The sequence below is a fragment of the Pseudomonas sp. AC355 genome (assembly GCF_979258205.1).
The window spans coordinates 3,560,883-3,585,519 of sequence record NZ_OZ409843.1; the positions used below are offsets into that span (position 1 = coordinate 3,560,883).

At 63.8% G+C, this 24,637-nt stretch carries 21 protein-coding genes; 4 read left to right on the forward strand and 17 right to left on the reverse strand.

Annotated elements, in window-relative coordinates; all coding sequences use genetic code 11:
- Positions 1–38: 38 nt before the first annotated feature.
- From ACZ0AI_RS16795 to ACZ0AI_RS16845, 11 genes are all read right to left on the reverse strand, one after another.
- On the reverse strand, positions 39–1,001 hold the full coding sequence (locus tag ACZ0AI_RS16795) for a carbohydrate kinase family protein (RefSeq protein ID WP_463562847.1): 963 nt from the start codon (positions 999–1,001) through the stop codon (positions 39–41).
- A gap of 70 nt (positions 1,002–1,071) precedes the next feature.
- Entirely contained in the window at positions 1,072–2,556 is a 1,485-nt protein-coding gene (gene xylB, locus ACZ0AI_RS16800) for a xylulokinase (RefSeq protein WP_463562848.1), read from the reverse strand.
- A 3-nt stretch (positions 2,557–2,559) separates the two neighbouring features.
- The gene (locus ACZ0AI_RS16805; protein WP_463562849.1) at positions 2,560–4,035 is read right to left on the reverse strand and encodes a mannitol dehydrogenase family protein; all 1,476 of its coding nucleotides are present in this window, start codon (positions 4,033–4,035) and stop codon (positions 2,560–2,562) included.
- Positions 4,036–4,052: 17 nt separating this feature from the next.
- Positions 4,053–5,159 (reverse strand): ABC transporter ATP-binding protein, encoded by a 1,107-nt coding sequence (locus tag ACZ0AI_RS16810; protein WP_463562850.1) that lies wholly within the window; start codon positions 5,157–5,159, stop codon positions 4,053–4,055.
- A 29-nt stretch (positions 5,160–5,188) separates the two neighbouring features.
- Positions 5,189–5,377, reverse strand: coding sequence for a hypothetical protein (locus ACZ0AI_RS16815; RefSeq protein WP_463562851.1), 189 nt, complete (start codon positions 5,375–5,377; stop codon positions 5,189–5,191).
- Between the two features lie 11 nt (positions 5,378–5,388).
- Positions 5,389–6,222: a carbohydrate ABC transporter permease gene (locus ACZ0AI_RS16820; protein WP_225837133.1), complete on the reverse strand. Its 834-nt coding sequence runs from the start codon at positions 6,220–6,222 to the stop codon at positions 5,389–5,391.
- A gap of 10 nt (positions 6,223–6,232) precedes the next feature.
- On the reverse strand, positions 6,233–7,159 hold the full coding sequence (locus ACZ0AI_RS16825; RefSeq protein ID WP_225837131.1) for a carbohydrate ABC transporter permease: 927 nt from the start codon (positions 7,157–7,159) through the stop codon (positions 6,233–6,235).
- A gap of 108 nt (positions 7,160–7,267) precedes the next feature.
- Positions 7,268–8,578, reverse strand: a complete 1,311-nt coding sequence (locus ACZ0AI_RS16830; protein ID WP_225837129.1) for an ABC transporter substrate-binding protein — start codon at positions 8,576–8,578, stop codon at positions 7,268–7,270.
- A 224-nt stretch (positions 8,579–8,802) separates the two neighbouring features.
- Positions 8,803–9,708 carry a helix-turn-helix domain-containing protein gene (locus tag ACZ0AI_RS16835; protein ID WP_463562852.1) on the reverse strand — a complete coding sequence of 302 codons (906 nt, stop codon included), beginning with the start codon at positions 9,706–9,708 and terminating at the stop codon, positions 8,803–8,805.
- Positions 9,709–10,037: 329 nt separating this feature from the next.
- Positions 10,038–10,763 (reverse strand): carbonic anhydrase, encoded by a 726-nt coding sequence (locus tag ACZ0AI_RS16840; RefSeq protein WP_225837125.1) that lies wholly within the window; start codon positions 10,761–10,763, stop codon positions 10,038–10,040.
- Positions 10,764–11,046: 283 nt separating this feature from the next.
- Positions 11,047–12,108 carry a PA0069 family radical SAM protein gene (locus ACZ0AI_RS16845; RefSeq protein WP_463562853.1) on the reverse strand — a complete coding sequence of 354 codons (1,062 nt, stop codon included), beginning with the start codon at positions 12,106–12,108 and terminating at the stop codon, positions 11,047–11,049.
- Between the two features lie 180 nt (positions 12,109–12,288).
- On the opposite strand from ACZ0AI_RS16845, the gene ACZ0AI_RS16850 reads away from it, so the two are divergent.
- The 3 genes from ACZ0AI_RS16850 to ACZ0AI_RS16860 are packed head-to-tail and all read left to right on the forward strand — an operon-like array spanning position 12,289 to position 17,530.
- On the forward strand, positions 12,289–13,386 hold the full coding sequence (locus ACZ0AI_RS16850) for an efflux RND transporter periplasmic adaptor subunit (RefSeq protein ID WP_463562854.1): 1,098 nt from the start codon (positions 12,289–12,291) through the stop codon (positions 13,384–13,386).
- On the forward strand, positions 13,383–14,450 hold the full coding sequence (locus ACZ0AI_RS16855) for an efflux RND transporter periplasmic adaptor subunit (protein ID WP_463562855.1): 1,068 nt from the start codon (positions 13,383–13,385) through the stop codon (positions 14,448–14,450). The genes ACZ0AI_RS16850 and ACZ0AI_RS16855 overlap by 4 nt, the downstream gene beginning before the upstream one ends.
- On the forward strand, positions 14,447–17,530 hold the full coding sequence (locus tag ACZ0AI_RS16860) for an efflux RND transporter permease subunit (RefSeq protein WP_463562856.1): 3,084 nt from the start codon (positions 14,447–14,449) through the stop codon (positions 17,528–17,530). Before ACZ0AI_RS16855 ends, ACZ0AI_RS16860 begins: the two co-directional genes overlap by 4 nt.
- Before the next feature lie 46 nt (positions 17,531–17,576).
- Here ACZ0AI_RS16860 and ACZ0AI_RS16865 read toward each other — a convergent pair whose 3' ends face one another.
- Positions 17,577–17,984: a DUF2388 domain-containing protein gene (locus ACZ0AI_RS16865; protein WP_463562857.1), complete on the reverse strand. Its 408-nt coding sequence runs from the start codon at positions 17,982–17,984 to the stop codon at positions 17,577–17,579.
- Positions 17,981–18,982: a bile acid:sodium symporter family protein gene (locus ACZ0AI_RS16870; RefSeq protein WP_463562858.1), complete on the reverse strand. Its 1,002-nt coding sequence runs from the start codon at positions 18,980–18,982 to the stop codon at positions 17,981–17,983. The genes ACZ0AI_RS16865 and ACZ0AI_RS16870 overlap by 4 nt, the downstream gene beginning before the upstream one ends.
- A gap of 98 nt (positions 18,983–19,080) precedes the next feature.
- Between ACZ0AI_RS16870 and ACZ0AI_RS16875 the strand changes: the two genes are divergently transcribed.
- On the forward strand, positions 19,081–19,872 hold the full coding sequence (locus ACZ0AI_RS16875; protein WP_463562859.1) for an AraC family transcriptional regulator: 792 nt from the start codon (positions 19,081–19,083) through the stop codon (positions 19,870–19,872).
- A 1-nt stretch (position 19,873) separates the two neighbouring features.
- On the opposite strand, the gene ACZ0AI_RS16880 is transcribed toward ACZ0AI_RS16875, so the two are convergent.
- The 4 genes from ACZ0AI_RS16880 to ACZ0AI_RS16895 all read right to left on the reverse strand — a co-directional run bounded on the left by ACZ0AI_RS16880 (position 19,874) and on the right by ACZ0AI_RS16895 (position 24,576).
- Positions 19,874–20,653: a DUF1835 domain-containing protein gene (locus tag ACZ0AI_RS16880; protein WP_463562860.1), complete on the reverse strand. Its 780-nt coding sequence runs from the start codon at positions 20,651–20,653 to the stop codon at positions 19,874–19,876.
- Between the two features lie 22 nt (positions 20,654–20,675).
- Positions 20,676–21,749, reverse strand: a complete 1,074-nt coding sequence (locus tag ACZ0AI_RS16885) for a hypothetical protein (protein WP_463562861.1) — start codon at positions 21,747–21,749, stop codon at positions 20,676–20,678.
- Positions 21,750–21,823: 74 nt separating this feature from the next.
- Positions 21,824–23,242: an FAD-binding oxidoreductase gene (locus ACZ0AI_RS16890; RefSeq protein WP_463562862.1), complete on the reverse strand. Its 1,419-nt coding sequence runs from the start codon at positions 23,240–23,242 to the stop codon at positions 21,824–21,826.
- A gap of 26 nt (positions 23,243–23,268) precedes the next feature.
- Positions 23,269–24,576 (reverse strand): MFS transporter, encoded by a 1,308-nt coding sequence (locus ACZ0AI_RS16895; protein ID WP_463562863.1) that lies wholly within the window; start codon positions 24,574–24,576, stop codon positions 23,269–23,271.
- Positions 24,577–24,637 lie beyond the last annotated feature (61 nt).

Below are 24,637 nucleotides of genomic sequence, written 5' to 3' on the forward strand. Positions count from 1 at the left end.
ATCCGGCGTTGGCAAAATACTGCGCTGAAAATTGCCGACTACGCCTGGTGTCCCTCAACGGCCTGATAACGCTCCAGTTCATGGCGATACGGCAACTGCGGGCCAACCCGTGAACAGGTCAACGCCGCGGCCTGCACCGCAAAATCAAGCATCGCATCGAGCCTCTCACGAGACAACGCAGCAAGGGCAGTCGGGCTGTCCAGCCCATGCTGCACCAGGTAAGCGATGATCGCCGCCTGGAAGGTATCCCCCGCTCCCACCGTGTCACGCGTGACCACCTGGCGCGCCGGCACTGACCAGTGCCCATGCTGCCGGCTGAACACGCTCGCCCCTTCGCTGCCACGGGTCAGAAACACCACCTGACAACGCCGGGCCAACCAGCGCTCGATGCTCGTCAGCGGCTCGATACCGGGATAGAGCAGCTCCAGGTCTTCCTCGCTGACCTTGATCAGATGCGCGTGGGCGGCAAAAGATTCAATTCGCTGGCGCCAGCGCTCGATATCCGGCGCAGGATTGAGACGTACGTTGGGGTCCAGGGTGATCAGCCGGCGTTCGCTTTCGCGCTCGACCAGCGCCAGCAGGGTGTCGCCAACCGGCGTTACCACCAACGAATAGGAGCCGACGTGCAGGCCGCTAACCTGCTCGTCCAGAGCGGGCAGATGCTCGGGGAGCAACTGTCGATCCGCGCAACCCTCGCCGCGAAACATGTACTGCGGCGAGCCCTTGGCATCCAGCGCGACCATGGCCATGGTGGTCGGCGCCTCGCTGGCGATCAGGTAACGATCGCTCACGCCCTCCTCCTCCAGCACCTTGCGCAGACGCTGACCGAGGTAATCGCTGGAAATACCGCCGAACAGGGCTGACTCCACGCCAAGCCGGCGCAGGCCGACCGCTACGTTGAACGGCGAACCGCCGGCCAGGGCCTGGAAATTCAGCTCGCTGCTGCGTTCGCCAGGGTTGCAGAAGAAATCGAACAGGGCTTCGCCGCATACCAGGTACATGGAGTCTCCGCATCACAGAAGGCGCGCTCGCGCTGAGAAGAACCGACGGCGAAAAGCCGCCGGAATGAATTCATTGCAGCTGTCGCACCTGCTCACGGTAGCGTTGATAGACGCCCTCGTAAGCCCGACTGCGCAGCGCGTCGGGTTGTGCGCTGCGGGTTTCATCCAGGGTCACGCAGCGCTCGCACAGGTCATCCAGGCTCAGCGCCTCGCCGTGTTCATGACTCGCGCACCAGGCCGCCTGGATCGCCGCACCGAGAGCCGCCGCTTCGGTGTGCTGCGGGCAGGCCACTGGCGCGTCCATGATGTCGGCGACGACCTGCCGCCATGTGGCGCTCTTCGCGCCGCCACCGATCAGGCGGATGGCATCGCTGCGAATGCCGCTGTCGCGCAGCAGGTCGAGACCGTAGCGCAAGCCGAAGGTGGTGCCCTCCACCACCGCTCGACAGAGATTGGCGCGAGTCAGGTTGTCGGCCGTCAGCCCATGCAGGCTGCCGCTGGCGCGCGGCAGCGCCGGCACCCGCTCACCATTGAGGAATGGCAACATCAGCACGCCCTGGGCTCCGATGGGAGCCTCGCCGACCAGCGTGCCGAAGGCCTCGATATCCAGCCCCAGCAAGTCGCGAATCGCACCGCTGGCGTTGGTCAGGTTCATGGTGCAGATCAACGGCAGCCAGCCACCGGATGACGAACAAAAAGTCGCCACCTGCGGATGCGGGCTGACCCGCGGCTGATCGGCGTAGGCGTATACCGTGCCGGATGTGCCGAGGCTCATGGTGATGGCGCCAGGGGCGATATTGCCTGTGCCGATGGCGCCCATCATGTTGTCGCCACCGCCGCTGGCCACCAGCGCCCTGGGGTTGAGGCCGAGGCGCTCAGCGATCTGCGGGCGAATCGGGCCGACGCAGCGATGCGATTCGAGCAACTCCGGCAAGGCCCGCACCAGCGCGCCGCTCGGATCGATCAACTCGAGTAGCTGGCTATCCCAGGCACGGGTGCGCACGTTGAAATAACCGCTGCCCGAGGCATCGCCGTACTCGGCACAGAAACGCCCGGTCAGCCAGTAATTCAGGTAGTCGTGGGGCAGCAGGATGTGGGCGATACGGGCGAACACTTCAGGATGGTGATCACGGGTCCACAGCAGTTTCGATACCGTGTAGCCCGGCGCGATAGCCAGGCCAAGGCGCTCGAGCGAACCGCTGTCACCACCTAGAAAGTCCAGCAGATGAGCGTTTTCGGGCGCCGATTCGGTGTCGCACCACAGCTTGGCCGGGCGCAGCACATCGCCCTTGGCATCGAGCAGCACCAAGCCATGCTGCTGCCCGGAGACACCAATACCGAGGATCTCGCGACCCGACACACCGGCCTGCTGCAACGCCCGCGCGGTGGCTAGCTCGAAGGCCTGCAGCCAATCGGCCGGTTCCTGCTCGCGACGCCCGTTGGCACCGCTGATCAGTTGGTGCGCCGCGCTGCCCTCGCCGAGCACCCGGCCACTGTGGATATCCAGCACCAGCGCCTTGGTGCCCTGGGTGCCGCAATCGATGCCGAGGTACATGATTCAATCAGCCAGCAGGGTTTGCAGGGTGCGCGTCACACCGAGCTTGCGCAGGCTGTCGTAGCAAAGCTCGAAGGCCGTGACGAACGCCGCCGACTGCGGGATGGCCGTGCCGAAGATCACCTCGACGCCGAGCACGCGCTCGCTGACCCGCTCGTCGTCCTGCACCAGTGCCTGGCAGAACTCGGCACGCGGATCGGGAATGCGATAGCGGGTGCCTTTCTCGTCGACACCCTTGAGGTACAGCGCCCACGCCGCGACCACCAGCGCCGCGCGCTCCAGCGGCCGACCATCCTCGATCAACCGGTTGATGGTCGGCACGATGAACTTGGGAAACTTCGACGAGCCGTCCGAGCAGACGCGCTCGAGCTGATCGGCGATGGCCTGGTTGGAGAAGCGCTCGATCAGCATGTCTTTGTAGGCCTCCAGATCGATACCCGGCACCGCCGCCAGTTGCGGGGTCACGTCGAGATCCATGAAGGTACGCACATAGCGCTGGAACAGCGGATCGTTCATGGCTTCGTGAACGAAGCGATAGCCCTTGAGAAAGCCCAGGTAGGTCAACGCCAGGTGGCTGCCGTTGAGCAGTTTGATCTTCATCTCCTCGTAGGGCGTGACGTCGTCGGTGAACTGCACACCGACCTTTTCCCAGGCGGGCCGGCCACTGACGAACTTGTCTTCGAGGACCCACTGCAGGAACGGCTCGCAGACCACCGGCCAGGCATCCTCGACGCCATGGCGCTCGGCCAGCTGCTGGCGGTGAGCGTCGCTGGTCATCGGTGTGATGCGGTCGACCATGGCATTGGGGAAGCTGACGTGGCTGTCGATCCAGGTCGCCAGCTCGTGGTCGGCCAGGTGGGCGAAAGCCAGCAGCGCCTTGCGGGTCACCGCGCCGTTGTGCGGCAGGTTATCGCAGGACATCAACGTGAACGCCGGCGTGCCGGCAGCACGGCGCCTGGCCAGGGCGGCGCAGAGGAACCCGAAGACGCTACGCGGTGCATCCGGGTGCGCCAGGTCATGCTGGATGTCCGGCAGATGGGCCATGAACTCGCCGCTGCTGTCGTCGATGCAGTAGCCACCTTCGGTGATGGTCAGCGAGACGATGCGGATCGCCGGGTCAGCCAGTTTGTCGATCAGCGCGGCCGGCGAATCCTCGGCCAGCAGCATGCCGTTGATGGCACCGACAACGCGCACTTCCAAACCGGGCTCATCGCCCAGCACGAACATCGTGTAGAGGTGATCCTGCTCGGCCAGCGCCTGTTGCATGGCGCGATCCTCACGCCGCAGGCCAACGCCACAGATGCCCCAGTCGAGGGCTTCGCCACGGTTGAGCAGCGCTTCGGTGTAGATCGCCTGGTGAGCGCGGTGGAAGCCGCCGACGCCGATGTGGGCGATGCCCTGGCGCACGTCCGCCGGATCGTAGGCCGGTACGTCGACCTCGGCGGCCAGTGATGCGAGATTCTTGCGGGTCAGTTTCATGGGGTAATTCCTGCGCGTCAGGCGGCCTGGCCAGCCTGGATGCGTTTGTCGATGGCCAGGCCATCGGCGTTGAAGAGGTGGCAGTGGGCCGGATCGAAATCCAGCGCCAGCGGCTCGCCATAGGCAGGGGAGAAATCACCGCGCACACGCACGGTGAGCATTTCATCGCCCACTCGGACATGGCAGAAGGTGTCGCTGCCCAGACGCTCGCTGACGTCCGCCGTCGCCTGCAATCGGCCCTGGCCGGCAGGCACCACGTTGAGATGCTCGGGGCGGATACCCAGGGTGACCTGGCTGCCACTCGCCAGGCCGGTGCCTGCCAGGGGCAGATCCAGCGTGGCAGCGCCTTCCAGGCGGATCTGGCACAGCCCGGCATCCACGCGCTCGACCTGGCCGCGCAGGAAGCCCATCTTCGGCGTGCCGAGAAAGCCGGCGACGAACAGGTTGTCCGGGTGGTTGTAGAGCTCCAGCGGTGAACCGACCTGCTCCACGCGGCCGCCGTTGAGCACGACCACCTTATCGGCCAACGTCATGGCCTCGACCTGATCGTGGGTCACGTAGATCATCGTCGCCTTCAGCTCCTTGTGCAGGCGCGCCAGTTCCAGGCGGGTCTGCACGCGCAGGGCGGCATCGAGGTTGGACAGTGGCTCGTCGAACAGGAAGATTTTCGGATTGCGCACGATGGCGCGGCCGATCGCCACGCGCTGGCGCTGGCCGCCAGAGAGCTGCTTGGGCTTGCGTTCGAGCAGGGCTTCCAGCTCGAGAATGCGCGCTGCGTTGGCGACCTTCTCCTGCACCTCCTGCTTGCCCACCCGAGCGAGATCGAGGGCGAAGGACAGGTTCTTGCGCACGGTCATATGCGGGTACAGGGCATAGGTCTGGAACACCATCGCCAGGTCGCGCTTGGCTGGCGCGGTGTCGGTGATATCGGTGCCATCGAGGGTGATCGTCCCGCTGGACACTTCCTCCAGCCCGGCGATCAGCCGCAGCAGCGTGGACTTGCCGCAGCCGGACGGGCCGACGAAGACCACGAACTCGCGGTTCTCGATATCCAGGTCGATGCCCTTGATGATCGCCGTGCCGTCGAAGCCTTTCTTCAGGTTGCGGATTTTCAAATCAGCCATAGCGGGCTCCAGTCTTATTCTTCGATTATTTACAGACGCTGCAATTCTGCTTCTGCCCATCGGGCGTAGGAGCCCGGCTTGCCGGCGATCTGCTGGGCACCAGCAGCAAAAACTCCCTCGACCGTGACAGCAAGACTGCGTCTATCAGAGCTGCTGCCGGTTCCCGGCAGATCGCGAGCAAGCGCGCTCCTACGGCCGGCGGCCAGAATCAAATACATAGGTCGGCGCCTCACTTCACCGCGCCGAACGATAGGCCACGCACCAGCTGCTTCTGGCTGATCCAGCCGAAGATCAGGATGGGCGCACAGGCAAGCGTCGAAACGGCGGAAAGCTTGGCCCAGAACAGGCCTTCGGGACTGGAATAGGACGCCACCAGCGCGGTCAGTGGCGCCGCAGCGGAGCTGGTCAGGTTGAGCGACCAGAAGGCCTCGTTCCAGCACAGGATCAACGACAGCAGCATGGTCGAGGCCAGGCCGCCGCGGGCGATGGGCAGCAGCACGCGGACGATCTCCTGCCAGGTGGTGGCCCCATCAAGGCGCGCCGCTTCGAGGATCTCCACGGGGATGTCCTTGAAGTAGGTGTACACCATCCACACCACGATCGGCAGGTTGATCAGGGTGTAGATGACGATCAGCGCGATACGCGAATCGAGCAGGCCGAATTGCTTGGCCAGCAGATAGATCGGCACCAGCACACCGACCGGCGGCAGCATCTTGGTCGACAGCATCCACAGCAGCGTGCCTTTGGTGCGCTTGGTCTCGAAGAAGGCCATCGAATACGCCGCAGGCACCGCGATCAACATGCACAGCAGGGTCGCCGAGAAGGAGATCAGCACCGAGTTCCAGGCGAAGCTGAAGTAGTTGCTGCGCTCGTTGATGTGCAGGTAGTTCTCCAGCGTCGGCGTGAAGATGAACTGCGGCGGCGTGGCGAAGGCGTCGAGTTCGGTCTTCAGGCTGGTCAGCACCATCCAGAAGATCGGAAAGAAGATCAACGCGGCGATGGCCCAGGACAGGGTGCCGATGATCAGGCTCTGCAGGCGACGGGATTGCTTGAGCGTCAACATGTCAGGGCCCTCACTGCTTATCGGTCAGGTTTTTGCCGATCATGCGAATCAGCACGATGGCGGCGATATTGGCGATCACCACGGCGATCAGCCCGCCGGCGGAGGCCATGCCCACGTCGAACTGCAGCAGCGCCTGGGTGTAGATCAGGTAAGCGAGGTTGGTGGACTCATAACCCGGCCCACCGCCGGTGGTGGTGTAGATCTCGGCGAATACGGAGAGCAGGAAGATAGTTTCGATCATTACCACCACCGCAATCGGCCGCGCCAGGTGCGGCAAGGTCAAGTGCCAGAAGATGGCGAGCGGCCCGGCACCGTCGAGGCGCGCAGCTTCCTTCTGCTCCTGATCGAGCGACTGCATGGCGGTCATCAGGATGAGGATGGCGAATGGCAGCCACTGCCAGGACACGATGAGGATGATCGAGAACAGTGGGTGGTGTGCCAGCCAGTCAACCGGCTGAGCGCCGAAGAACTGCCAGACGGCAGCGAGAATCCCCGAAACCGGATGGAAGATCAGGTTCTTCCACATCAACGCACTGACCGTCGGCATGATGAAGAACGGCGAGATCAGCAGCACCCGCACGATGCCCCGGCCAAAGAACTCACTGGCCTCCAGCAACGCGGAAATCAGCACGCCGAACACCACGCTGATCAGCAGCACGCTGCCCACCAACAACAGGGTATTGCCCGCGCCGGAGAGAAACGCGGCGTCGGTGACGAAGTACTCGAAGTTCTCCAGCCCGACGAAATCGTTCTCGCCGGGGTACAGCAGGTTGTAGCGGATCAGCGAGAAATAAACGGTCATGCCCAAGGGCACGATCATCCAGATCAGCAGCAGGATGACCGAGGGGCTGACCAGAAACCAGCCGGGCGCCAGGCGTCGCGATTTACGCGGCGCCGGCTCGCGGGCCTGCTCTGCAGGATTTTCGATGGTGTTCATCGTGTCTCCGAAAGACGGTTCTACAGCGGATTGATCGTTCCCACGTCGAGGCGTCGAAGCGTCCCGACATACGTTCCCACGCAGAGCGTGGGAACGATCGCGGTCCCGCTACTTCGGATACCCGGCGCGCTTCATTTCCCGTTCGGTGCTCTGCTGTGCTGCCTGCAGGGCCTGATCAGGTTTCATCTGCCCGGTAAGCGCGGCGGCGAACAGCTTGCCGACACTGGTGCCGATGGCCTGGAACTCGGGAATGGTAACCAGCTGGATGCCCACGTAAGGCACGGGCTTGGCACTGGGGTTGGCCGGGTCGGCCTTCTTCAGCGAGTCGAGGGTGACCTTGGCGAACGGCGCCGCCTTCATGTAGGCATCGCTGTAGGTCGAGGCGCGGGTGCCTGGCGGCACATTGGCTACGCCATCCTTCTCGGCTACCAGCTGGCCGTAGGCCTTGGAGGTGGCCCAGGCGCTGAAGGTCTTGGCAGCTTCTTTGGACTTGGAGCTGGTGGGGATCGCCAGCGCCCAGGAGTACAACCACGAAGCGCCCTTGTCGGTGACCTGGGTCGGCGCGAAGGTGAAGCCCACCGAATCGGCGACCTTGCTCTGCGACTTGTCGGTGACGAACGAGCCGGCCACGCTGGCATCGACCCACATCGCGCACTTGCCACTGTTGAACAGCGCCAGGTTCTCGTTGAAACCGTTGCTCGACGCGCCCGGCGGGCCGTACTTGTTCATGGTGTCGACGTAGAAATTCAGCGCGTTCTTCCACTCGCTGCCGGTGAATTCAGGCTTCCACTGCTCATCGAACCAGCGCGCGCCGTAGGCATTGGCCACGGTGGTGATCAGCGCCATGTTCTCGCCCCAGCCGGCCTTGCCACGCAGGCAGATACCGTACTGGCCCTTGTCGGGCTGGTGCAGCTTGCTGGCGAATTCGGCCATCTGATCCCAGGTCGGCTGCTCGGGCATCTTCAACCCGGCCTGCTCGAAAAGATCGGTGCGGTAATAGGTGATCGACGCTTCGGCGTAGAACGGCAGGGCATAGAGCTGGCCCTTGGCCGAGAGGCCTTCACGCACGGAGGGGAATACGTCATCGAGGGCGTAGTCGGCGGGCAAATCGGTCATCGGCTCCAGCCAACCCTTCTCTCCCCATAGCGCCGCTTCGTACATGCCGATGGTCAGCACGTCGAACTGGCCGCCCTGGGTGGCGATGTCGGTGGTCAGCCGCTGACGCAGCACGTTCTCTTCGAGCACCACCCACTTGAGCTTGATGTCGGGGTTCTGTTCTTCGAAGGTTTTCGCCAGGCGTTGCATGCGAATCATGTCGCTGTTGTTGACCGTGGCGATGGTCACGGTCTCGGCGGCCTGCGCGCCAACGGTGAGCGACAGGCAGGAAGCGGCTACCAATACTTTGATCGTGTGGTTCATGGTCTTGAACTCCTCTCCCTGGCCGCTTGAGCCTCGGGAGACATTATTGTTTTTGTGGGCCGACCCGGATTACACCCCTACGACCGAGCGCGGACAACGCCTCGACTGCACTGCAACCGATACTTTTTTGCACTCATCAGGTAACGGGCAGCAGTCATCAAATGAAGCAGAAAGGCTCAAGCGCGAGCCTTTCGACATCTTTCCGATGAATGAGAGAGACAGAATCAGTACAGGTTTTGCTCGGTAACCCGCTGCGTACCCAGCCTGCGATAGCCGCTGGGCGTCATACCCTTGAGTTGCTGGAAGCGCCGGTTGAAGTTGGAAATGTTGTTGAAGCCCGATTCGAAACACACCTGGGTCACCGGCTTGTCGCTTTGGGTCAGCAGCTCGCAGGACTTGCTCACCCGCATGCGATTGACGAACTCGACGAAGCCACGCCCGGTGGCCTGCTTGAAGAAACGCGAGAAATAGGTGGGCGTCATACCCAGGTACTCGGCCACTTCTTCCTGAGTCAGCTCTTGAGCGTAGTGCTGGAAGATGTAATCCACCGCGCGGTTGATGCGCTCGACGTGATGCTCGTCAGCCAGCTGCGCAGCGGTTCTGTCCGACAGCAACTGGTAGTCGTCGCAGGCGGCGAGCAGCTCCATGAGAATGAAGAAATTGCCCAGCCGGGTCATGCCCTGGGAATCGGCGATACGCTGCAGCAGCTGGCGCGCCTCGGCGATGGTGCGCTCGCAGCGGAACTCGATGCCGTAATGGGCCCGGCTGAGCAGCGGCTGCAGATCCTTGAGTTCGGCGAATACCGCGGTGCCGCTTTCCAGCACCTCGTCGGTGAAGTTGACCAGCATGTCGCGCTCGGCCACCGCCTCGCCCGCACCCATCTGGCTGATCCAGTTGTGCGGCAGGTTGGGGCCGGTAAGAAACAGGGTATCGGGGGAGAAATTGCCGATGTAGTCGCCGATGAACACCTTGCCGGAACTGGCAACGATCAGGTGCAGCTCGTATTCCTTGTGGAAATGCCAACGCACCAGCGGGCTGGGGAAGCCGTGCTGGCGATAGATCAACGAATGACCTTCGTGGTCATCCATCAACTCATAGGAGGGGTCGAGCGTTCTTTGCGTTCGGGACATGGCTCGGCAGCCTGCTCTTGTTCTTGTCGAAACAGTTATCGACTAGAGACCCTAGCACAGACCGATGGGTTCGCTGACTGACCTCGCGTCGCGAACCCGATCACAGCCTGAACCCGTGAAACCGGAGTCAGGTGTGCGGGCACGATCAAGGCGGAAGCGGACGGCCGCGATCTCGTGGGAGGGGCCGGGCGGCGATCCGCTTTAGCCGCGAGCTCTTTACGCCTAGCTAGGCAAAATCGAGGCTAAAGCCTCTCCCACAAAAGCTCTGCTCACCGTCCGCTACCGCCTTATTGCAGCCCCACTACGCAACCCTCAACGAGCAGACCGGCTCAGCCCTGTGGATAACGAGCGCGCGGTGTTGCCATCGGCAGCGGGCCGTCGCCGATCTGGCGGAACTCACCGGTCTCGGAGTCGTACGCCTTGATCTGGCAGCTTTCGATGTCGTACACCCAGCCGTGGATGAACAACTGCCCGGCGGCGAGGCGCGAGGCTACCGAGGGGTGGGTACGCAGGTGGTCGAGCTGGGCCACCACGTTCTCTTCGGTGAGCACGCCCAGGGTGGTGTGATCGGCGCAACCGCAGTTGTCGGCGACGACCGTCTTGGCGACTTCGGCGTGGCGCAGCCAGGCTTTTACCGTGGGCATGCGCTCCAGGGTAGCCGGGTCGAGCACCGCTTTCATCGCGCCGCAGTCGGAGTGACCGCAGACGATGATGTGCTGAACGCCCAACGCCGCCACGGCGTATTCGATGGCAGTGGAAACGCCACCGTTCATCTGCCCGTAGGGTGGCACCACGTTACCGACGTTGCGGGTCACGAACAGATCGCCCGGCTCGCTCTGGGTGATCAGCTCGGGAACGATGCGCGAATCGGCGCAGGTGATGAACATGGCGCGCGGCGACTGAGCGTGGGCCAGCTTCTTGAACAGCGCCTGCTGCTGCGGGAAAACATCCTGGCGAAAGCGCAAGAAGCCATCGACCAGATGATCCAGCGCTTCGGCGGCGGAAGCGGCGTTTTTCTCGGATTTGCCATCGGCAGAACGACGATTACCAGGCATAGCGTTACCTCGTTTACGGATGGGGGCGAAGCCTATGACAGTGCACAAGCTTCCCAGTCGGCAGGGTTGCCGACAAGTGGTCGAAGGCTTGGACTGTGCCAGGATGATTCAAGGCACGTCTGGGTGACAAATCTCCGCCTGGCGGGTGAGTGCAAGCATCCCTACAACCAGTTTTTGTCCGCAAACCTTGCCCTGGGTATCGCTTCGCTCAACGCCAGGCGCCAACCCAGTAGCCCGGGTCGAGCGCAGCGACACCCGGGAATTCCAGCAACGACGAAGGCCGTCAGAACAGCCCCATCTGCTGTCCGGGCGGCGCGAACAGCGAGCAGTCCAGAACGGCTCGCTTCGTACCGTCGTACCCATAACGTCGGCGGGCCAGGCGAAAGCGCTGGGCCAGCAGTTCGGCAAAGTGGCCTTCGCCTTTCATTCGCGCGCCAAAGCGACTGTCGTAATTTTGCCCACCGCGGGACTGGCGGATCAGGCTCATCACGTGCTCGGCACGCTCGGGGAAATGATTCTGCAACCACTCCTCGAACAGCCCGGCGATCTCCAGCGGTAAACGCAGCAACACGTAGCCGGCCGAGCTCGCCCCCGCCTCACGCCCGGCCTCGAGCAGGCGCTCCAGCTCCATGTCATTGATCATCGGAATCATCGGCGCCGCCATCAGCCCCACCGGCACGCCGTGCTCGTGCAGGGTACGCATGGCCCGCAGGCGTGCCTTCGGCGTCGCGGTACGCGGCTCCATGATGCGCTTGAGCTCGTCGTCCAGGGTGGTGACGCTGAAGGCCACGCTGACCAGATTGAGGCTGGCCAGCTCCTCGAACAGATCAAGGTCGCGAAGAATCAGCGCGCTCTTGGTGATGATGCTGACCGGATGGCGATAGCGCAGAAGAATCTCCAGGGCCTGGCGCGTCAACTGGTGCTCACGCTCGATCGGCTGATAGCCATCGGTGTTGATGCCCAATGCGATGGGCTTCGGCACGTAACCGGGCTTGCTCAGCTGTTCCTCGAGACGATCAGCAAGGTTGGTCTTGGCGATCAACTTGGTTTCGAAATCGATGCCTGGCGACAAGTCCCAATACGCGTGGCTGGGCCTGGCGAAACAATAGATACAGCCATGCTCGCAGCCTCGATAGGGGTTCACCGAGCGGTCGAAGCCCACATCCGGCGAGCTGTTGCGGCTGATCACCGTCTTCGCCAACTCCTGACGGACCTCAGTGACGAAGGTCAACGGCGTCTGTTCCTGATACCAACCATCGTCCTCGGCCTCACTGCTGGTGGGCGCAAAGCGGTTGTTGGGCTTGCTGGCGGTGCCGCGCCCGCGCGGGGCTGAAGTCGGGTTCATGGTGCAGGCTCGATAACTGTATATAAATACAGTATTCGTTTTGACTGCATCGGCACAAGCCACCTTCGTCGGCGCGACCGTGCTGATACGAAAACAGACCGCTGAGGTTGCCTGAACCGTTCGTCGCCTGGCGCGGTCGCATCTGCACACACCTTCGCTTCCTGCCGTGCCGGAGCCCCCATGCCGCCCGTATCGATCTTCGCCTCGCCTCGCATCGCCGCGGCCTCGCTGGCTTTCGCGTTGCTGGCTGGCTGCGCCGACGAAGCGCCGCCGGAGCCACTGCACCCCCGGGTCAAGGTGGCGACCGTGAGCCAGATCGATTACGCGGTCGACGCCACGCTAACCGGCGATATCCAGGCGCGGGTGCAGACCGACCTGTCGTTCCGCATCGGCGGCAAGATCACCGAGCGCCTGGTCGATGTCGGCGACAGCGTGCAGGCCGGCCAGGTACTGGCGCGCCTCGACCCGCAGGATCAACGCAACGCGGTGCGATCCGCCGAGGCCGCCGCCGAGGCCGCGCGGGCTCAGGTGAAACTGAGCGCCGCCAACCTCTGGCGCCAGCAGCAACTGCTGCCCAAGGGCTACACCAGCCGCAGCGAATACGACAGCGCCCTGGCCAGCGACCGCAGCGCACGCAACAGCCTGGCCGCAGCCGAAGCACAGCTGGCCGACGCCCGTGAACAAAGTGGTTACACCGAACTGCGCACCGAGAGCGATGGGGTAATCACCGCCCGCCAGGCCGAGGTCGGCCAGGTCGTGCAGGCGGCCACCCCGATCTTCGGCCTGGCCCGTGAAGGTGAACGCGACGCGGTGTTCAACGTTTTTGAAGCGCTGCTGGTCGAGCCTGGCCAGGCACTGCGCGTCAGCCTGCTGGACAACCCGGATGTCAGCACCGAAGGCAAGGTTCGCGAGGTCAACCCTCAGGTCTCGGCGCAGAGCGGCACGGTGCAGGTCAAGGTCGGCCTGGAGCAGGTGCCGGCAGCGATGACCTTGGGGGCGACGGTCAGTGCGCATGTGCGCAACCCGGCCAGTCCCAGTGTCGAGCTACCCTGGTCGGCACTCACCAAGGCCGAGCACGAGCCGGCAGTGTGGCGGCTTGGCGATGACGACACCGCGCAATTGCATCCAGTGCAGGTCGGCCGCTACCTGACCGACAAGGTGATCATCCGCGGCGGCCTGCAAGATGGCGATCGCGTGGTGGTCGCCGGCGGTCAACTACTGCATCCGGGCCAGAAAGTGGAAATCGCCGAAGCGCGCGAGCAGGAGAATAAGCAATGAGGCGTTCCGCCGGTATCGCCCTGCTCGCCGCCTTGCTCCTGGCAGGCTGCGCAGAGGAAGAGAAGCCCGAGCCGATCCGCCCGGTGCTGTACACCGAGGTGCAGCAGCAGAACCAGCAGGTTCTTGGCCGCTTCGCTGGCACCATCGAGGCTCGGGTGCAGAGCACTCTGGGCTTCCGGGTTGGCGGTCGCGTCGCCCAGCGCCTGGTGGATGCCGGTGCCGAAGTGAAGGCCGGAACAATCCTGGCCACCCTCGACCCCACCGATCAACAGAATGCCCTGCGCGCCAGCGAAGGTGACCAGGCACGTAGCGAGGCGCAGTGGATCAACGCCCAGGCCAATGCGCGGCGCCAGCAGGAACTGTTCGACCGAGGGGTCGGCGCCAAGGCCGTGCTGGAGCAGGCGCAGACCGAACTGAGCAGCGCCCGCAGCAGCCGCGACCAGGCCGCAGCCGCCACCCGACAGGCCCGCGACCGACTCGCCTACGGCAACCTGAGCAGCGAATTCGACGCGGTGGTGACCGCCTGGCACGTGGAGGCTGGCCAGGTGGTCGGTGCCGGGCAGGAGGTCGTCACCCTGGCTCGGCCCGACGTCAAGGAAGCGGTTTTCGACCTGCCCGTGGAACTGGCCGATGCCCTGGACGACCAGGTGCAGTTCAACATCGCCTCCCAGCTCGACCCGAGCATCGCCACCCGCGGCCAACTGCGCGAGCTGGGGCCCCGCGCCGACGCCGCGACCCGTACCCGGCGCGCCCGCCTGAGCCTGGAAGACACCCCACCCGGCCTACGCCTGGGCACCGCGGTGGCCGTCAGCCTGACCCGCGAACAGAAACCGCGCAGCCTGCTGCCGGCCAGCGCCCTGCAGGAAGTCGACGGCCAGAGCCGCGTGTGGGTCATCGATACGGCAGCGAAAACCGTGCACCCGCGCGCCGTGCAGGTAGTCGGCCGCGAGGGAGAACAAATCAGCGTCGAGGGCCTGGCGCCTGGCGACAAAGTAGTCAGCGCCGGCTTGAGCGAGCTCAAGGACGGCCAGGCAGTACGCATCGATGAGGGCGTGGCACCATGAACCAGCAGGCGCCGCGCAAGAACGGCTTCAACCTCTCCGACTGGGCGCTGCGGCATCAGTCGTTCGTCTGGTACCTGATGTTCGTGTCCCTGCTCATGGGGGTGATCTCCTACATGAACCTGGGCCGCGAGGAAGACCCCTCCTTCACCATCAAGACCATGGTCATCCAGACCCGCTGGCCGGGCGCCACGGTGGACGAGACCCTTAGCCAGGTCACCGACCGCATCGAGAAGAAGCTCGAGGAACTGGACTCCCTGGACTACGTGAAGAGCTACACGCGGCCCGGTGAATCGACCGTCATGGTGTTCCTGCGCGACACCACCAAGGCCGGCGATATCGACGGCATCTGGTACCAGGTGCGCAAGAAGATCGACGACATTCGCGGCGAGTTCCCCCAGGGCCTGCAGGGCCCGTCGTTCAACGACGAATTCGGCGACGTGTTCGGCTCCATCTACGCCTTCACCGGCGACGGCCTGAGCATGCGTGCCCTGCGCGACTACGTCGAACAGGTGCGCGCCGAGATCCGCAGCGTGCCCGACCTCGGCAAGGTGCAGATGGTCGGCCAGCAGAACGAAGTGTTCTACCTCAATTTCTCGACCCGCAAACTGGCTGCCCTGGGTATCGATCAGAGCCAGGTGATCCAGAGCCTCCAGGCACAGAACGCAGTAACGCCTTCCGGGGTGATCGAGGCCGGCCCGGAGCGCATTTCCGTACGCACCAGCGGCCAGTTCGCCTCGGAAGCCGACCTGCGCAACGTCAACCTGCGCCTGGATGACCGCTTCTATCGGCTGACCGATATCGCCGAGATCAGCCGCGGCTACGTCGACCCGCCGCAATCGTTGTTCCGCTTCGACGGCAAGCCGGCCATCGGCCTGGCCATCGCCATGCGCGACGGCGGCAATATCCAGACCTTCGGCAAGGCCCTGCACACGAAAATGGATGAGCTGACCGCCGACTTGCCGGTGGGCGTCGGCGTGCATGTGGTGTCCGACCAGGCCGAAGTGGTGGAGGAAGCCGTCAGCGGTTTTACCCGCGCCCTGTTCGAGGCGGTGCTGATCGTCATGCTGGTGAGCTTCGTCAGCCTCGGCATTCGCGCTGGCCTAGTGGTCGCCTGTTCGATCCCGCTGGTGCTGGCCATGGTCTTCATGTTCATGGAATACAGCGGCATCACCATGCAGCGGATTTCCCTGGGTGCGCTGATCATCGCCCTTGGGCTGATGGTCGATGACGCCATGATCACCGTGGAGGTGATGGTCACCCGCCTGGAAAAGGGCGATTCACTGCACGACGCCGGCACCTTCGCCTACACCTCCACGGCCTTCCCGATGCTCACCGGTACCCTGGTGACGGTGGCCGGCTTCGTGCCCATCGGCCTCAACGCCAGCTCGGCTGGCGAGTACACATTCACCCTGTTCGCGGTGATCGCCGTGGCGCTGTCGTTGTCCTGGCTGGTGGCGGTGGTGTTCGCGCCGGTTATCGCCGTGCACATCCTGCCCGAACGCATGAAGGCCAAGGAAAGCGGCCCGGGACGCATCGCCCGCGCCTTCGACAAGGGCCTGCTGCTGGCCATGCGGCACCGTTGGTGGACGATCGGCCTGACGATAGCGATGTTCGCCGCCTCCCTGGCAGGCATGACCCTGGTGCAGAGCCAGTTCTTCCCCGCGTCGGATCGCCCGGAGATTCTCGTCGACCTGAACCTGCCGCAGAACGCCTCGATCAACGAAACCCGCGCCCAGGTCGACCGCCTCGAAGCCAGCCTCAAGGACGACCCGGACATCGCTCGCTGGAGCACCTACATCGGCCAGGGCGCGCTGCGCTTCTACCTGCCGCTGGATCAGCAACTGCAGAATCCGTTCTACGCCCAACTGGTGATCGTCAGCCAGGACATCGACGCCCGTGATCGGCTGGTCGGCAAACTGAAGAAACGCCTGCGCGAGGACTTCGTCGGCATCGGCAGCTTCGTCCAGCCACTGGAGATGGGCCCCCCGGTGGGTCGGCCGATCCAGTACCGGATCAGCGGGGCGGATGTCGACCAGGTACGCAAGCACGCCCTGGAACTGGCGGCGCTGCTGGACAAGAACCCGGACATCGGCGAGATGGTTTACGACTGGAACGAGCCGGGTAAGGTGCTGCGCATCGATATAGCCCAGGACAAGGCGCGCCAGTTCGGGCTGTCCTCGGAAGATGTCGCCAACCTGCTGAACAGCATCGTCAGCGGCACCACGGTCACTCAGGTCAAGGACGACATCTACCTGATCGACGTGATCGGCCGGGCCGAAGACAGCGAACGCAGTTCGCCGCAGACCCTGGAGAACCTGCAGATCGTCACTCCGAGCGGCGTGGCCGTTCCGCTGCGTGCGTTCGCCACCGTCGGTTACGAGCTGGAACAGCCGTTGGTCTGGCGCCGCGACCGCAAGCCGACCATCACCCTCAAGGCGGCCGTGGTCAGCGAGATCCAGCCGACCGATCTGGTCGCCGATCTGGCGCCGGATATCCAGAAATTCTCGGACGAGTTACCCACTGGCTACAGCGTCGCCACCGGCGGCACGGTGGAAGAAAGCGGCAAGGCCCAGGGCCCCATCGCCAGCGTGCTGCCACTGATGCTGTTCCTGATGGCCACTTTCCTGATGATCCAGCTGCACAGCGTGGCGAAGACCTTCCTGGTATTCAGCGTGGCGCCCCTGGGGCTGATCGGCGTGGTGCTGGCGCTGGTGCCCACCGGCACGCCCATGGGCTTCGTGGCGATCCTCGGCATTCTCGCGCTGATCGGCATCATCATCCGTAACTCGGTGATTTTGGTGACCCAGATCGACGAGTTCGAGCGAGCCGGCGACTCGCCGTGGCAGGCCGTGATCGACGCCACCCAGCACCGCCGCCGGCCGATTCTGCTGACCGCCGCCGCCGCCAGCCTGGGCATGATCCCCATCGCCCGCGAGGTGTTCTGGGGGCCGATGGCCTACGCCATGATCGGCGGCATCTTCAGCGCTACCCTGCTGACCCTGCTGTTCCTGCCGGCACTGTATGTGGCGTGGTATCGCATCCGCGAGGATGACCCGCAGGATCAACCGGCCAAAGAGTAACGGCGACGCGCCTACCCAGCAGGGTAGGCGCAGATCGTGAAAGTACTCAGAAAGTGCCGTTTGATTGGTAGGACAGCAGTGCTTCTGCCAGCTGCAGATCGCTGTAATGGGCATACGCCGTGCGCTGCTGCAGCACCTCGAGCGCCGCCTCCAGCATCACGCCCCGAATCTGCCCGTGGCTACCGACAAAGGCCGCTGCATCGTCTCGAGCCAGCTTCAGCTTCTGGTCGATGCTGCTGCTTTCTTCGGATGCCGCCTCGGTCATTTCAGTGCCATCACCGGGTAATGTGGTGGTGATGAATGGTGCCACCGTCAACACCATACCGTAGTAACTGCTGGCGCCCACTGGCTGATCGGCGAACTCCGGCGTCACCCTGACCCAGGCATGAGCCGGCAGGGCCGGCAGCAAAGCGATCAACAGCAGTGAAGCCTTGAGCAGCCTGCAACGGCTCAATTCACGGCCACCTTGTTTTCGCTCGGCACAGCCGGGTCGAGCCGCTTGGCATAGCGCTGGGCCAGCACCGCGCAGACCATCAGCTGAATCTGATGGAACAGCATCATTGGCAGAATCATCAGGCCAATGCTGCTGCCGGCGAACAGCACCTGGGCCATGGGTACGCCGGTGGCCAGACTCTTTTTCGACCCGCAGAATAGGATGGTGATGCGGTCTTCCATATTGAAGCCGCACCACTTGCCGAGCAGCGCGGTGATACCCAACGCGAGAGCGAGCAGCAGACAGCAGGCGAACACTAGGGCCGCCAGAGTTGGCCAGGACACCTGATTCCACAGCCCTTCGACCACTGCCGCACTGAAAGCGGTGTAGACCACCAGCAGGATCGAGCTCTGATCGACATACTTGAGCCAGTTCTTGTTGCGGCCGACCCAGGCACCGATCCAGCGGCGGGCGATCTGGCCAAGGATGAAAGGCACCAGCAGTTGCAGGGTGATCTTGCCGATGGCATCGAGTAGCGAACCGCCGCTGCCGTGCACGTCCATCAGCAGTGCCACCAGCAACGGCGTGAGGAAAATGCCGAACAAGCTGGAGGCGGCCGCGCTGCAGATCGCTGCAGGAATGTTGCCGCGCGCCAGCGAAGTGAACGCGATGGCCGACTGCACAGTGGCCGGCAGGGCGCACAGGTAGAGCATGCCCAGGTACAGCTCGGTGCCGATCATCGGCGACAGCAGCGGCTTGAGTGCCAGCCCCAGCAACGGAAACAGGATGAAAGTGCAACTGAACACCAGCAGGTGCAGGCGCCAGTGGCCGGCCCCGGCGACGATGGCTTCACGCGACAGCTTGGCACCGTGCATGAAGAACAACAGGGCGATGGCCAGATTGGTGATCCAGCCGAAGGCCACGGCAGCGTTGCCGCTAACGGGCAGGAAGGTGGCGAGGGCGACCACCGCGATAAGGGTCAGCGTAAAATTATCGGGCAGCAGACGGGAGCGGGCCATGGGCAGAATTCCGAGCGGACGAAGGCAAGCAGTTGCCATAGAAAGGCGCCCACTCTACTCTGAGCTGCAATTGCCGACTAACGCCATAAAGCCAGATCATGTCGACTAACGGACAAAACTCGATTGCCGAGCGCAGCGTGCCGCAGCTTGAATGCCTGCCGCGGCCGCTCTATGCGCGCAACGAATCGCTACGCCAGCAGACCGGTACGCCTCGACATAGTCACGCCTGGGTACAACTGACCTATGCCATCCAGGGCGTGCTGCATGTGCGCACCGCAGTCGGCAGCTTCGTGGCGCCGCCGCAGCGGGCCATCTGGATTCCCGCAGGGCTGGAACATGAAGTGCTGAGTTCGCCCAACACCGAAATGCGCAGCCTCTACCTGGACGACAGCTCAATCGATCCGCTACCCGGTAGCTGCCGCGTGCTCGGTGTAGACGCCCTGACCCGCGAGCTGATCCGCAGCTTCTGTGAACTGCCGGTCGAATACGACGAGGCGGGGCCGGACGGTCGTCTTGCCCAGGTACTACTCGACCGCTTGCGCACGGCGCCCGAAGTGCACCTGTCGTTACCGCTGCCGAGCGACCCGCGCCTGCAAACGTTGTGCGAACGCCTGCAGAAAAGACCGGACGACGACCAAACGCTGGCAGCCTGGGGCGAAAGCCTCAGCGTTTCGGAAAAGACCTTGAGCCGCCTGTTCCTGCGCGACACCGGGCTGACCTTCCGCGCCTGGCGCCAACGCCTGCGCCTGCTCGGCGCCCTGACGCCGCTGGAACAAGGTCAGCGCGTCACCGACGTGGCCCTGCTCTGCGGCTACGATTCCACCTCGGCCTTCATCGCCGCATTCCGCCAGCAGTTCGGCGCCACGCCGGGGGAGTTCTTTCGCGGCTGAATTAGCAGCCGCGACGCACTTGCAACGATGAATAGCCATGCTCGCCCGGCTCGCCGCTGAGCACCAGCTGGCCTGCTGCGGCCAGTTCGCGGGCGCGCCAGAACAGGAAGTAATCGCTGGCGAAGAAGCCGTCGGTACGCGCCATCACGTCAGCCATGACGCGGGCCAGCGGCTTGGGCTCGGGGCCGGCGTGGCGCAGCAGAGCAGCGTCGATGAGCTGATAGTCCTCTGCGGCGAAAACGCCTGTCTGCCAACGATGAACGTGACCGCCATCGGCCAGCACGGCGCGCCACTGTGCGGCCAGCGCTGCACGACGCGCTGGATCGACCGGGCGAGGCTTGGCCAGGGCGAACAGCGCCTGCGGTGCGTGCATGGCGACCGCCTTGCGGCTCTGCACCCAGCTGTTGCCGGTGCCGCAGACCACCTCGAGCAACAGCACATCACTGCCCTCCAGCACATGCGCCACCCGCGCCAGCAGCAGTTGCTCGCTGGCACTGTCGCCATGCCAGACGGTGACGGGGCGAGCCTGCCGGGAGAGGTCGGTGATCCATTGCGCATCGGCGGGCAGCCCTGCCGCGAAGTCCGGAACTGGTGTTACGCCCTCGGGCCACACTGCGCTCCAGAACGCCACGCGGGCCGCACAGGGCGGCGCATCGACATCGCCCAGCGGGCCGACCGCAAGGTCGTCACGCAGTACCCGCAACCCCTCATCGGCAGCCTGTTGTCCGATCACATGACTTACGCCTTTTACGGCGTTGTCGCCACATACCAGATGCCACATAGTTGCTCCTTGTTGAGCGAGGTCACGGGGTGAGCTGGACGTCCAGCGCTGGCTTGTCGCCCTGCTGCCAGGTGCCTTTCAGGCTGCCATCGGCCTGGAACTCGAGTTCGAAACGGGCCGGCGGCTCGCTGCTTTCGTGGAGGGTGACGAAGTCCTGCTGATGCTCACCTCCGAGATTGATGTACTTCGCGTGTTTATCGTAGAAGTAGCTCGCGGACAGGCTGTAGTCGGCATACAGCTGCTCGATCACCAGGGTGACCGGATAGCGCCCGACGGTACCGTGGTAAACGCCTTGCGCCGTGCTGTTGACCGGCAGCGCACAATCGCTGCGTTTTTCCAGCAACAGGCAGCGTCCGTAGGAACTGAGATCGCCACTCAGAGCTTGGTAGCTGAAACTGTTGGAAAACTCGCCGAGATCGTCGAGGGCACGGCTGGCATGGTTGGCGCAGCCCTCGCCAATCAGAGCCAGGCTATCGGTGCCCAACTGCATACGGTCGTAGTCGAGGCTGATGTCACGGCGCGTATCCAGGCAGTAGGAATACATGTTGCGCTGCCCTTCCAGCCACTGCTCGTCGTCACTCAAGTTATCGGGATCAGCGGGTTTGCTCGGCGGCAGCGCCTTGAGGAAGTCCTCCAGACGCTTGACCCTCAAACTCTGTACCTCGTGCTGCAGGCGCAACAGCCCCTCCGGCGTCAGCAGTTGCGGCAAACCGATAGGGCGGCCGCTGGCCAGATCGAAGTTGTAGCTGCGCGAACTCTGACTGGTATAGGCGCCCGTGGACTCACCCTCGATGTTCAGTGACAGATAACCCGATCCCTCACCAAGAACCTGATAATCGAGGCTGTTCACGCCCCAGATCTCACCGTTCTTGGGCTGCACGTTCTCGAACGGCGACTTGGCGAAACGCCCGGGAAGCGCCTGCAGCTCGAGGGTATGCAGAAAGGTGTTGATACGGCCAATGGCAGGGCTATCGCCAACCAGCAGCGGGAAGCGATAGGTTTCCCAGTCACTGCGCTTGGCCGTGAGGTCATCGATACGCACATCGGCCAACGCAGGTACGGCGATGGCAAGCAGAGGCAGCAGCAGGTAGCGCACGAGAAACGGCCTTATTCATGTCACAGGAGGCTGGCGAGTATCCGCCAGCACATTCCCGAATTCCACATGAAGATTCAGAGCAGCTTGCCCGGGTTCATCAGCCCTGCGGGATCCAGCGCCTGCTTGATGCTGCGCATCAGCTCCAGCTCCAGCGGATGCTTGTAATGGCGCGCAGCCTCGCGCTTGGCCTGGCCCAGACCATGCTCGGCACTGATGCTGCCGGCGAAGTCGCGGGTCACTCCGTAGATGACATGCATGATCGCCTCGGCCTGGGCCTTGAAAGGCGCATCTTCGCTGCCCGGCGGCTTGCTGATGTTGTAGTGCAGGTTGCCGTCACCCACGTGACCGTAAGCAACGATGCGCACACCCGCAAACGCCTCCTGCAGCTGTCGGTCAGCGGCTTCGATAAAGGCGGGGATGCTGCTGACCGGCACGCTGATGTCGTGCTTGAGGCTCGGCCCTTCATGGTTCTGCGCCTCTGAAATTCCCTCGCGGATCGCCCACAGGGCCGCGACTTGCGCCTCGCTGCTGGCGACCACCGCATCGAGCGCTTCCCCGTGCTCGAAGGCATCGCCCAGGCCGTTCTCCAGCATCTCGGCCAGCGGTGCATCGACCAGCGTGTCGCTGAGCTCGATCAGCACGTACCAGGGATGAACCTCGGCGAACAGGTCGTTGCACCCCGCCACATGCCGCAGAACGAACTCCACGCTCTGCCGCGACATCAGCTCGAAACCGGTCAGGCGATCACCGCACAGGGCGCGCATGCGCCCGATCAGATCGACCGCCGCCTGCGGGCTCGGCAGTGCCACCCAGGCGGTGGTACAGCTGCGCACCGCGGGATACAGCTTGAGCACGGCGGCGGTAATGATCCCCAGCGTGCCCTCGGAACCGATGAACAGGTGCTTGAGGTCGTAGCCGGTGTTGTCCTTGCGTAGGCCGCGCAGGCCATCCCAGATGCGCCCGTCGGGCAGCACCACTTCGAGACCCAGGGTCAGGTCGCGCATGTTGCCGTAGCGCAGTACAGCGGTACCGCCGGCATTGGTGGCCAGGTTGCCGCCCACCGTGCAACTACCCTCAGCGCCCAGCGAGAGCGGGAATAGGCGCCCCTCTTCGGCAGCGGCCTCCTGCAAACGCTGGAGAATCACCCCGGCTTCGACAGTGATGGTCTCGTTGGCTGGGTCGACGTTACGGATGCGCGTCATACGGGTCAGCGACAGCACCACCTGGTTACCCGAGTCGTCAGGAATGGAGCCGCCACAGAGGCCGGTGTTGCCGCCCTGGGGCACCAGTGCCACACCCTCTTCGCTGCACAGCCGCACCACAGCGGCGACTTCCTCGGTACACGCCGGGCGTACCACCAGCGCGGCCTGGCCCTGATAGGCATTGCGCCAGTCGCTCAGGTAGCTGTGCATGCGCTCGCTGTCGCGGATCAGGCCGGCTTCGCCGACCACCTGCTCCAGTGCTAGCAGAAAGTGCTGATCAAGACCGCTCATGGGTATCTCCTCTTCAATCGGCTGCTTTAATCTTTCAATTCGATACGCTGGATACGGCCGACCACGAACAGATAGCAGAGCGCCGCCAGCAGCGAGTTGGCGGCAACGTAAGCCAGGCCGAGATCGAACGAACCGGTGCGATTGACCAGGTACCCGACCACGATCGGTGTGGTGATCGCTGCCAGGTTGCCAAAGGTGTTGAACAGCCCGCCCGACAGGCCGACGATCTGCCGCGGCGACGTATCGGCCACCAGCGTCCAGCCCAACGTGCCGAACCCCTTGCCGAAGAAGGCCAGTGCCATCAGCGCCAGAACCGCAACGTCGCTGTCGGCGAAAACGCATAGACCGATGCAAGACGACAACGCCATGCCTGTGACGATCGGCAGCTTGCGTGCCAGGGTGAGGGAGTGCCCGCGACGCACCAGTCTGTCCGAGAGCATACCGCCGCTCAGGCTGCCGACGAAGCCGCTGATGGCCGGCAACGCCGCGGCGAAGCCAGCGCCGATCAGTGTCATGCCACGCTCTTGCACCAGATAAACCGGAAACCAGGTGAGCAGGAAGTAGGTGGTAGCGTTGCTCAGATATTGACCAGCGTAGACCCCAAGCAGTGTGCGCTGGCCGAGCAATTGCCACAGGTAGCCACGCTGCTGGCGCTTGCCAGCTCCCGCTGGCGGTGCCAGGTCGATCAACCCTCCACCACTCTCGATATGGGCGAACTCTGCCGCGCCGATGCGCGGATGCAGGCGTGGGCTGTGGATCGCCCGCCCCCACAGGAACGTGAGCAGAAAACCGAAGCAGCCGAGGACGATGAATACCTGTTGCCAGCCAAGGGTCTGCACCACCCACCCCATCAGCGGGGCGAACAGCGCCGTAGAGCAATACTGCGCCGAACCTGAAACGGCGGTAGCAGTCGCTCGTTCGGTGGTCGGGAACCAGGCCGCGATGATTCGCGCATTGCCGGGGAAACAGGGCGCCGCAGCGAGGCCGACCGCCACGCGAAGGAGAAACAGCGACGCCACCGTCCACGCAACCGGGAGAAAGCCCACGAAACCTTGCACGAAGGTCAGCACCGACCAGCTGAACAAGGCGATGGCGTATACACGCTTGACGTCAAAGCGGTCAAACAGCCAGCCACCGGGAATCTGCGCCACCACATAGGCCCAGCCGAACGCCGAGAAAATGTAGCCGAGGGTCACCGCATCGATGCCCAGATCGGCCTGCAACGCCGCGCCGGCAATCGACATGCTTGAGCGGTCAGCGAAGGTTACCGCAGTGACAAGAAACAGCATCGCCACGATGCTGAAGCGCACCCGTCCGGGTTTACTGGCAGTCATGGCAAATCCTTGCAGGGAACCGTGACACTGGAAACCAGCGTTGAGGTCAGCTTCAAAGCAG

What these genes read in the sequence shown, in the direction of transcription:
- ACZ0AI_RS16845 (WP_463562853.1), bottom strand. Translation starts at nt 12,108, where the DNA reads ATGAACCCGACTTCAGCCCCGCGCGGGCGCGGCACCGCCAGCAAGCCC.
- ACZ0AI_RS16835 (WP_463562852.1), bottom strand. Translation starts at nt 9,708, where the DNA reads ATGTCCCGAACGCAAAGAACGCTCGACCCCTCCTATGAGTTGATGGAT.
- ACZ0AI_RS16810 (WP_463562850.1), bottom strand. Translation starts at nt 5,159, where the DNA reads ATGGCTGATTTGAAAATCCGCAACCTGAAGAAAGGCTTCGACGGCACG.
- ACZ0AI_RS16875 (WP_463562859.1), top strand. Translation starts at nt 19,081, where the DNA reads ATGTCGACTAACGGACAAAACTCGATTGCCGAGCGCAGCGTGCCGCAG.
- ACZ0AI_RS16815 (WP_463562851.1), bottom strand. Translation starts at nt 5,377, where the DNA reads ATGTATTTGATTCTGGCCGCCGGCCGTAGGAGCGCGCTTGCTCGCGAT.
- ACZ0AI_RS16895 (WP_463562863.1), bottom strand. Translation starts at nt 24,576, where the DNA reads ATGACTGCCAGTAAACCCGGACGGGTGCGCTTCAGCATCGTGGCGATG.
- ACZ0AI_RS16840 (WP_225837125.1), bottom strand. Translation starts at nt 10,763, where the DNA reads ATGCCTGGTAATCGTCGTTCTGCCGATGGCAAATCCGAGAAAAACGCC.
- xylB (WP_463562848.1), bottom strand. Translation starts at nt 2,556, where the DNA reads ATGTACCTCGGCATCGATTGCGGCACCCAGGGCACCAAGGCGCTGGTG.
- ACZ0AI_RS16820 (WP_225837133.1), bottom strand. Translation starts at nt 6,222, where the DNA reads ATGTTGACGCTCAAGCAATCCCGTCGCCTGCAGAGCCTGATCATCGGC.
- ACZ0AI_RS16870 (WP_463562858.1), bottom strand. Translation starts at nt 18,982, where the DNA reads ATGGCCCGCTCCCGTCTGCTGCCCGATAATTTTACGCTGACCCTTATC.
- ACZ0AI_RS16825 (WP_225837131.1), bottom strand. Translation starts at nt 7,159, where the DNA reads ATGAACACCATCGAAAATCCTGCAGAGCAGGCCCGCGAGCCGGCGCCG.
- ACZ0AI_RS16795 (WP_463562847.1), bottom strand. Translation starts at nt 1,001, where the DNA reads ATGTACCTGGTATGCGGCGAAGCCCTGTTCGATTTCTTCTGCAACCCT.
- ACZ0AI_RS16855 (WP_463562855.1), top strand. Translation starts at nt 13,383, where the DNA reads ATGAGGCGTTCCGCCGGTATCGCCCTGCTCGCCGCCTTGCTCCTGGCA.
- ACZ0AI_RS16880 (WP_463562860.1), bottom strand. Translation starts at nt 20,653, where the DNA reads ATGTGGCATCTGGTATGTGGCGACAACGCCGTAAAAGGCGTAAGTCAT.
- ACZ0AI_RS16890 (WP_463562862.1), bottom strand. Translation starts at nt 23,242, where the DNA reads ATGAGCGGTCTTGATCAGCACTTTCTGCTAGCACTGGAGCAGGTGGTC.
- ACZ0AI_RS16830 (WP_225837129.1), bottom strand. Translation starts at nt 8,578, where the DNA reads ATGAACCACACGATCAAAGTATTGGTAGCCGCTTCCTGCCTGTCGCTC.
- ACZ0AI_RS16805 (WP_463562849.1), bottom strand. Translation starts at nt 4,035, where the DNA reads ATGAAACTGACCCGCAAGAATCTCGCATCACTGGCCGCCGAGGTCGAC.
- ACZ0AI_RS16850 (WP_463562854.1), top strand. Translation starts at nt 12,289, where the DNA reads ATGCCGCCCGTATCGATCTTCGCCTCGCCTCGCATCGCCGCGGCCTCG.
- ACZ0AI_RS16860 (WP_463562856.1), top strand. Translation starts at nt 14,447, where the DNA reads ATGAACCAGCAGGCGCCGCGCAAGAACGGCTTCAACCTCTCCGACTGG.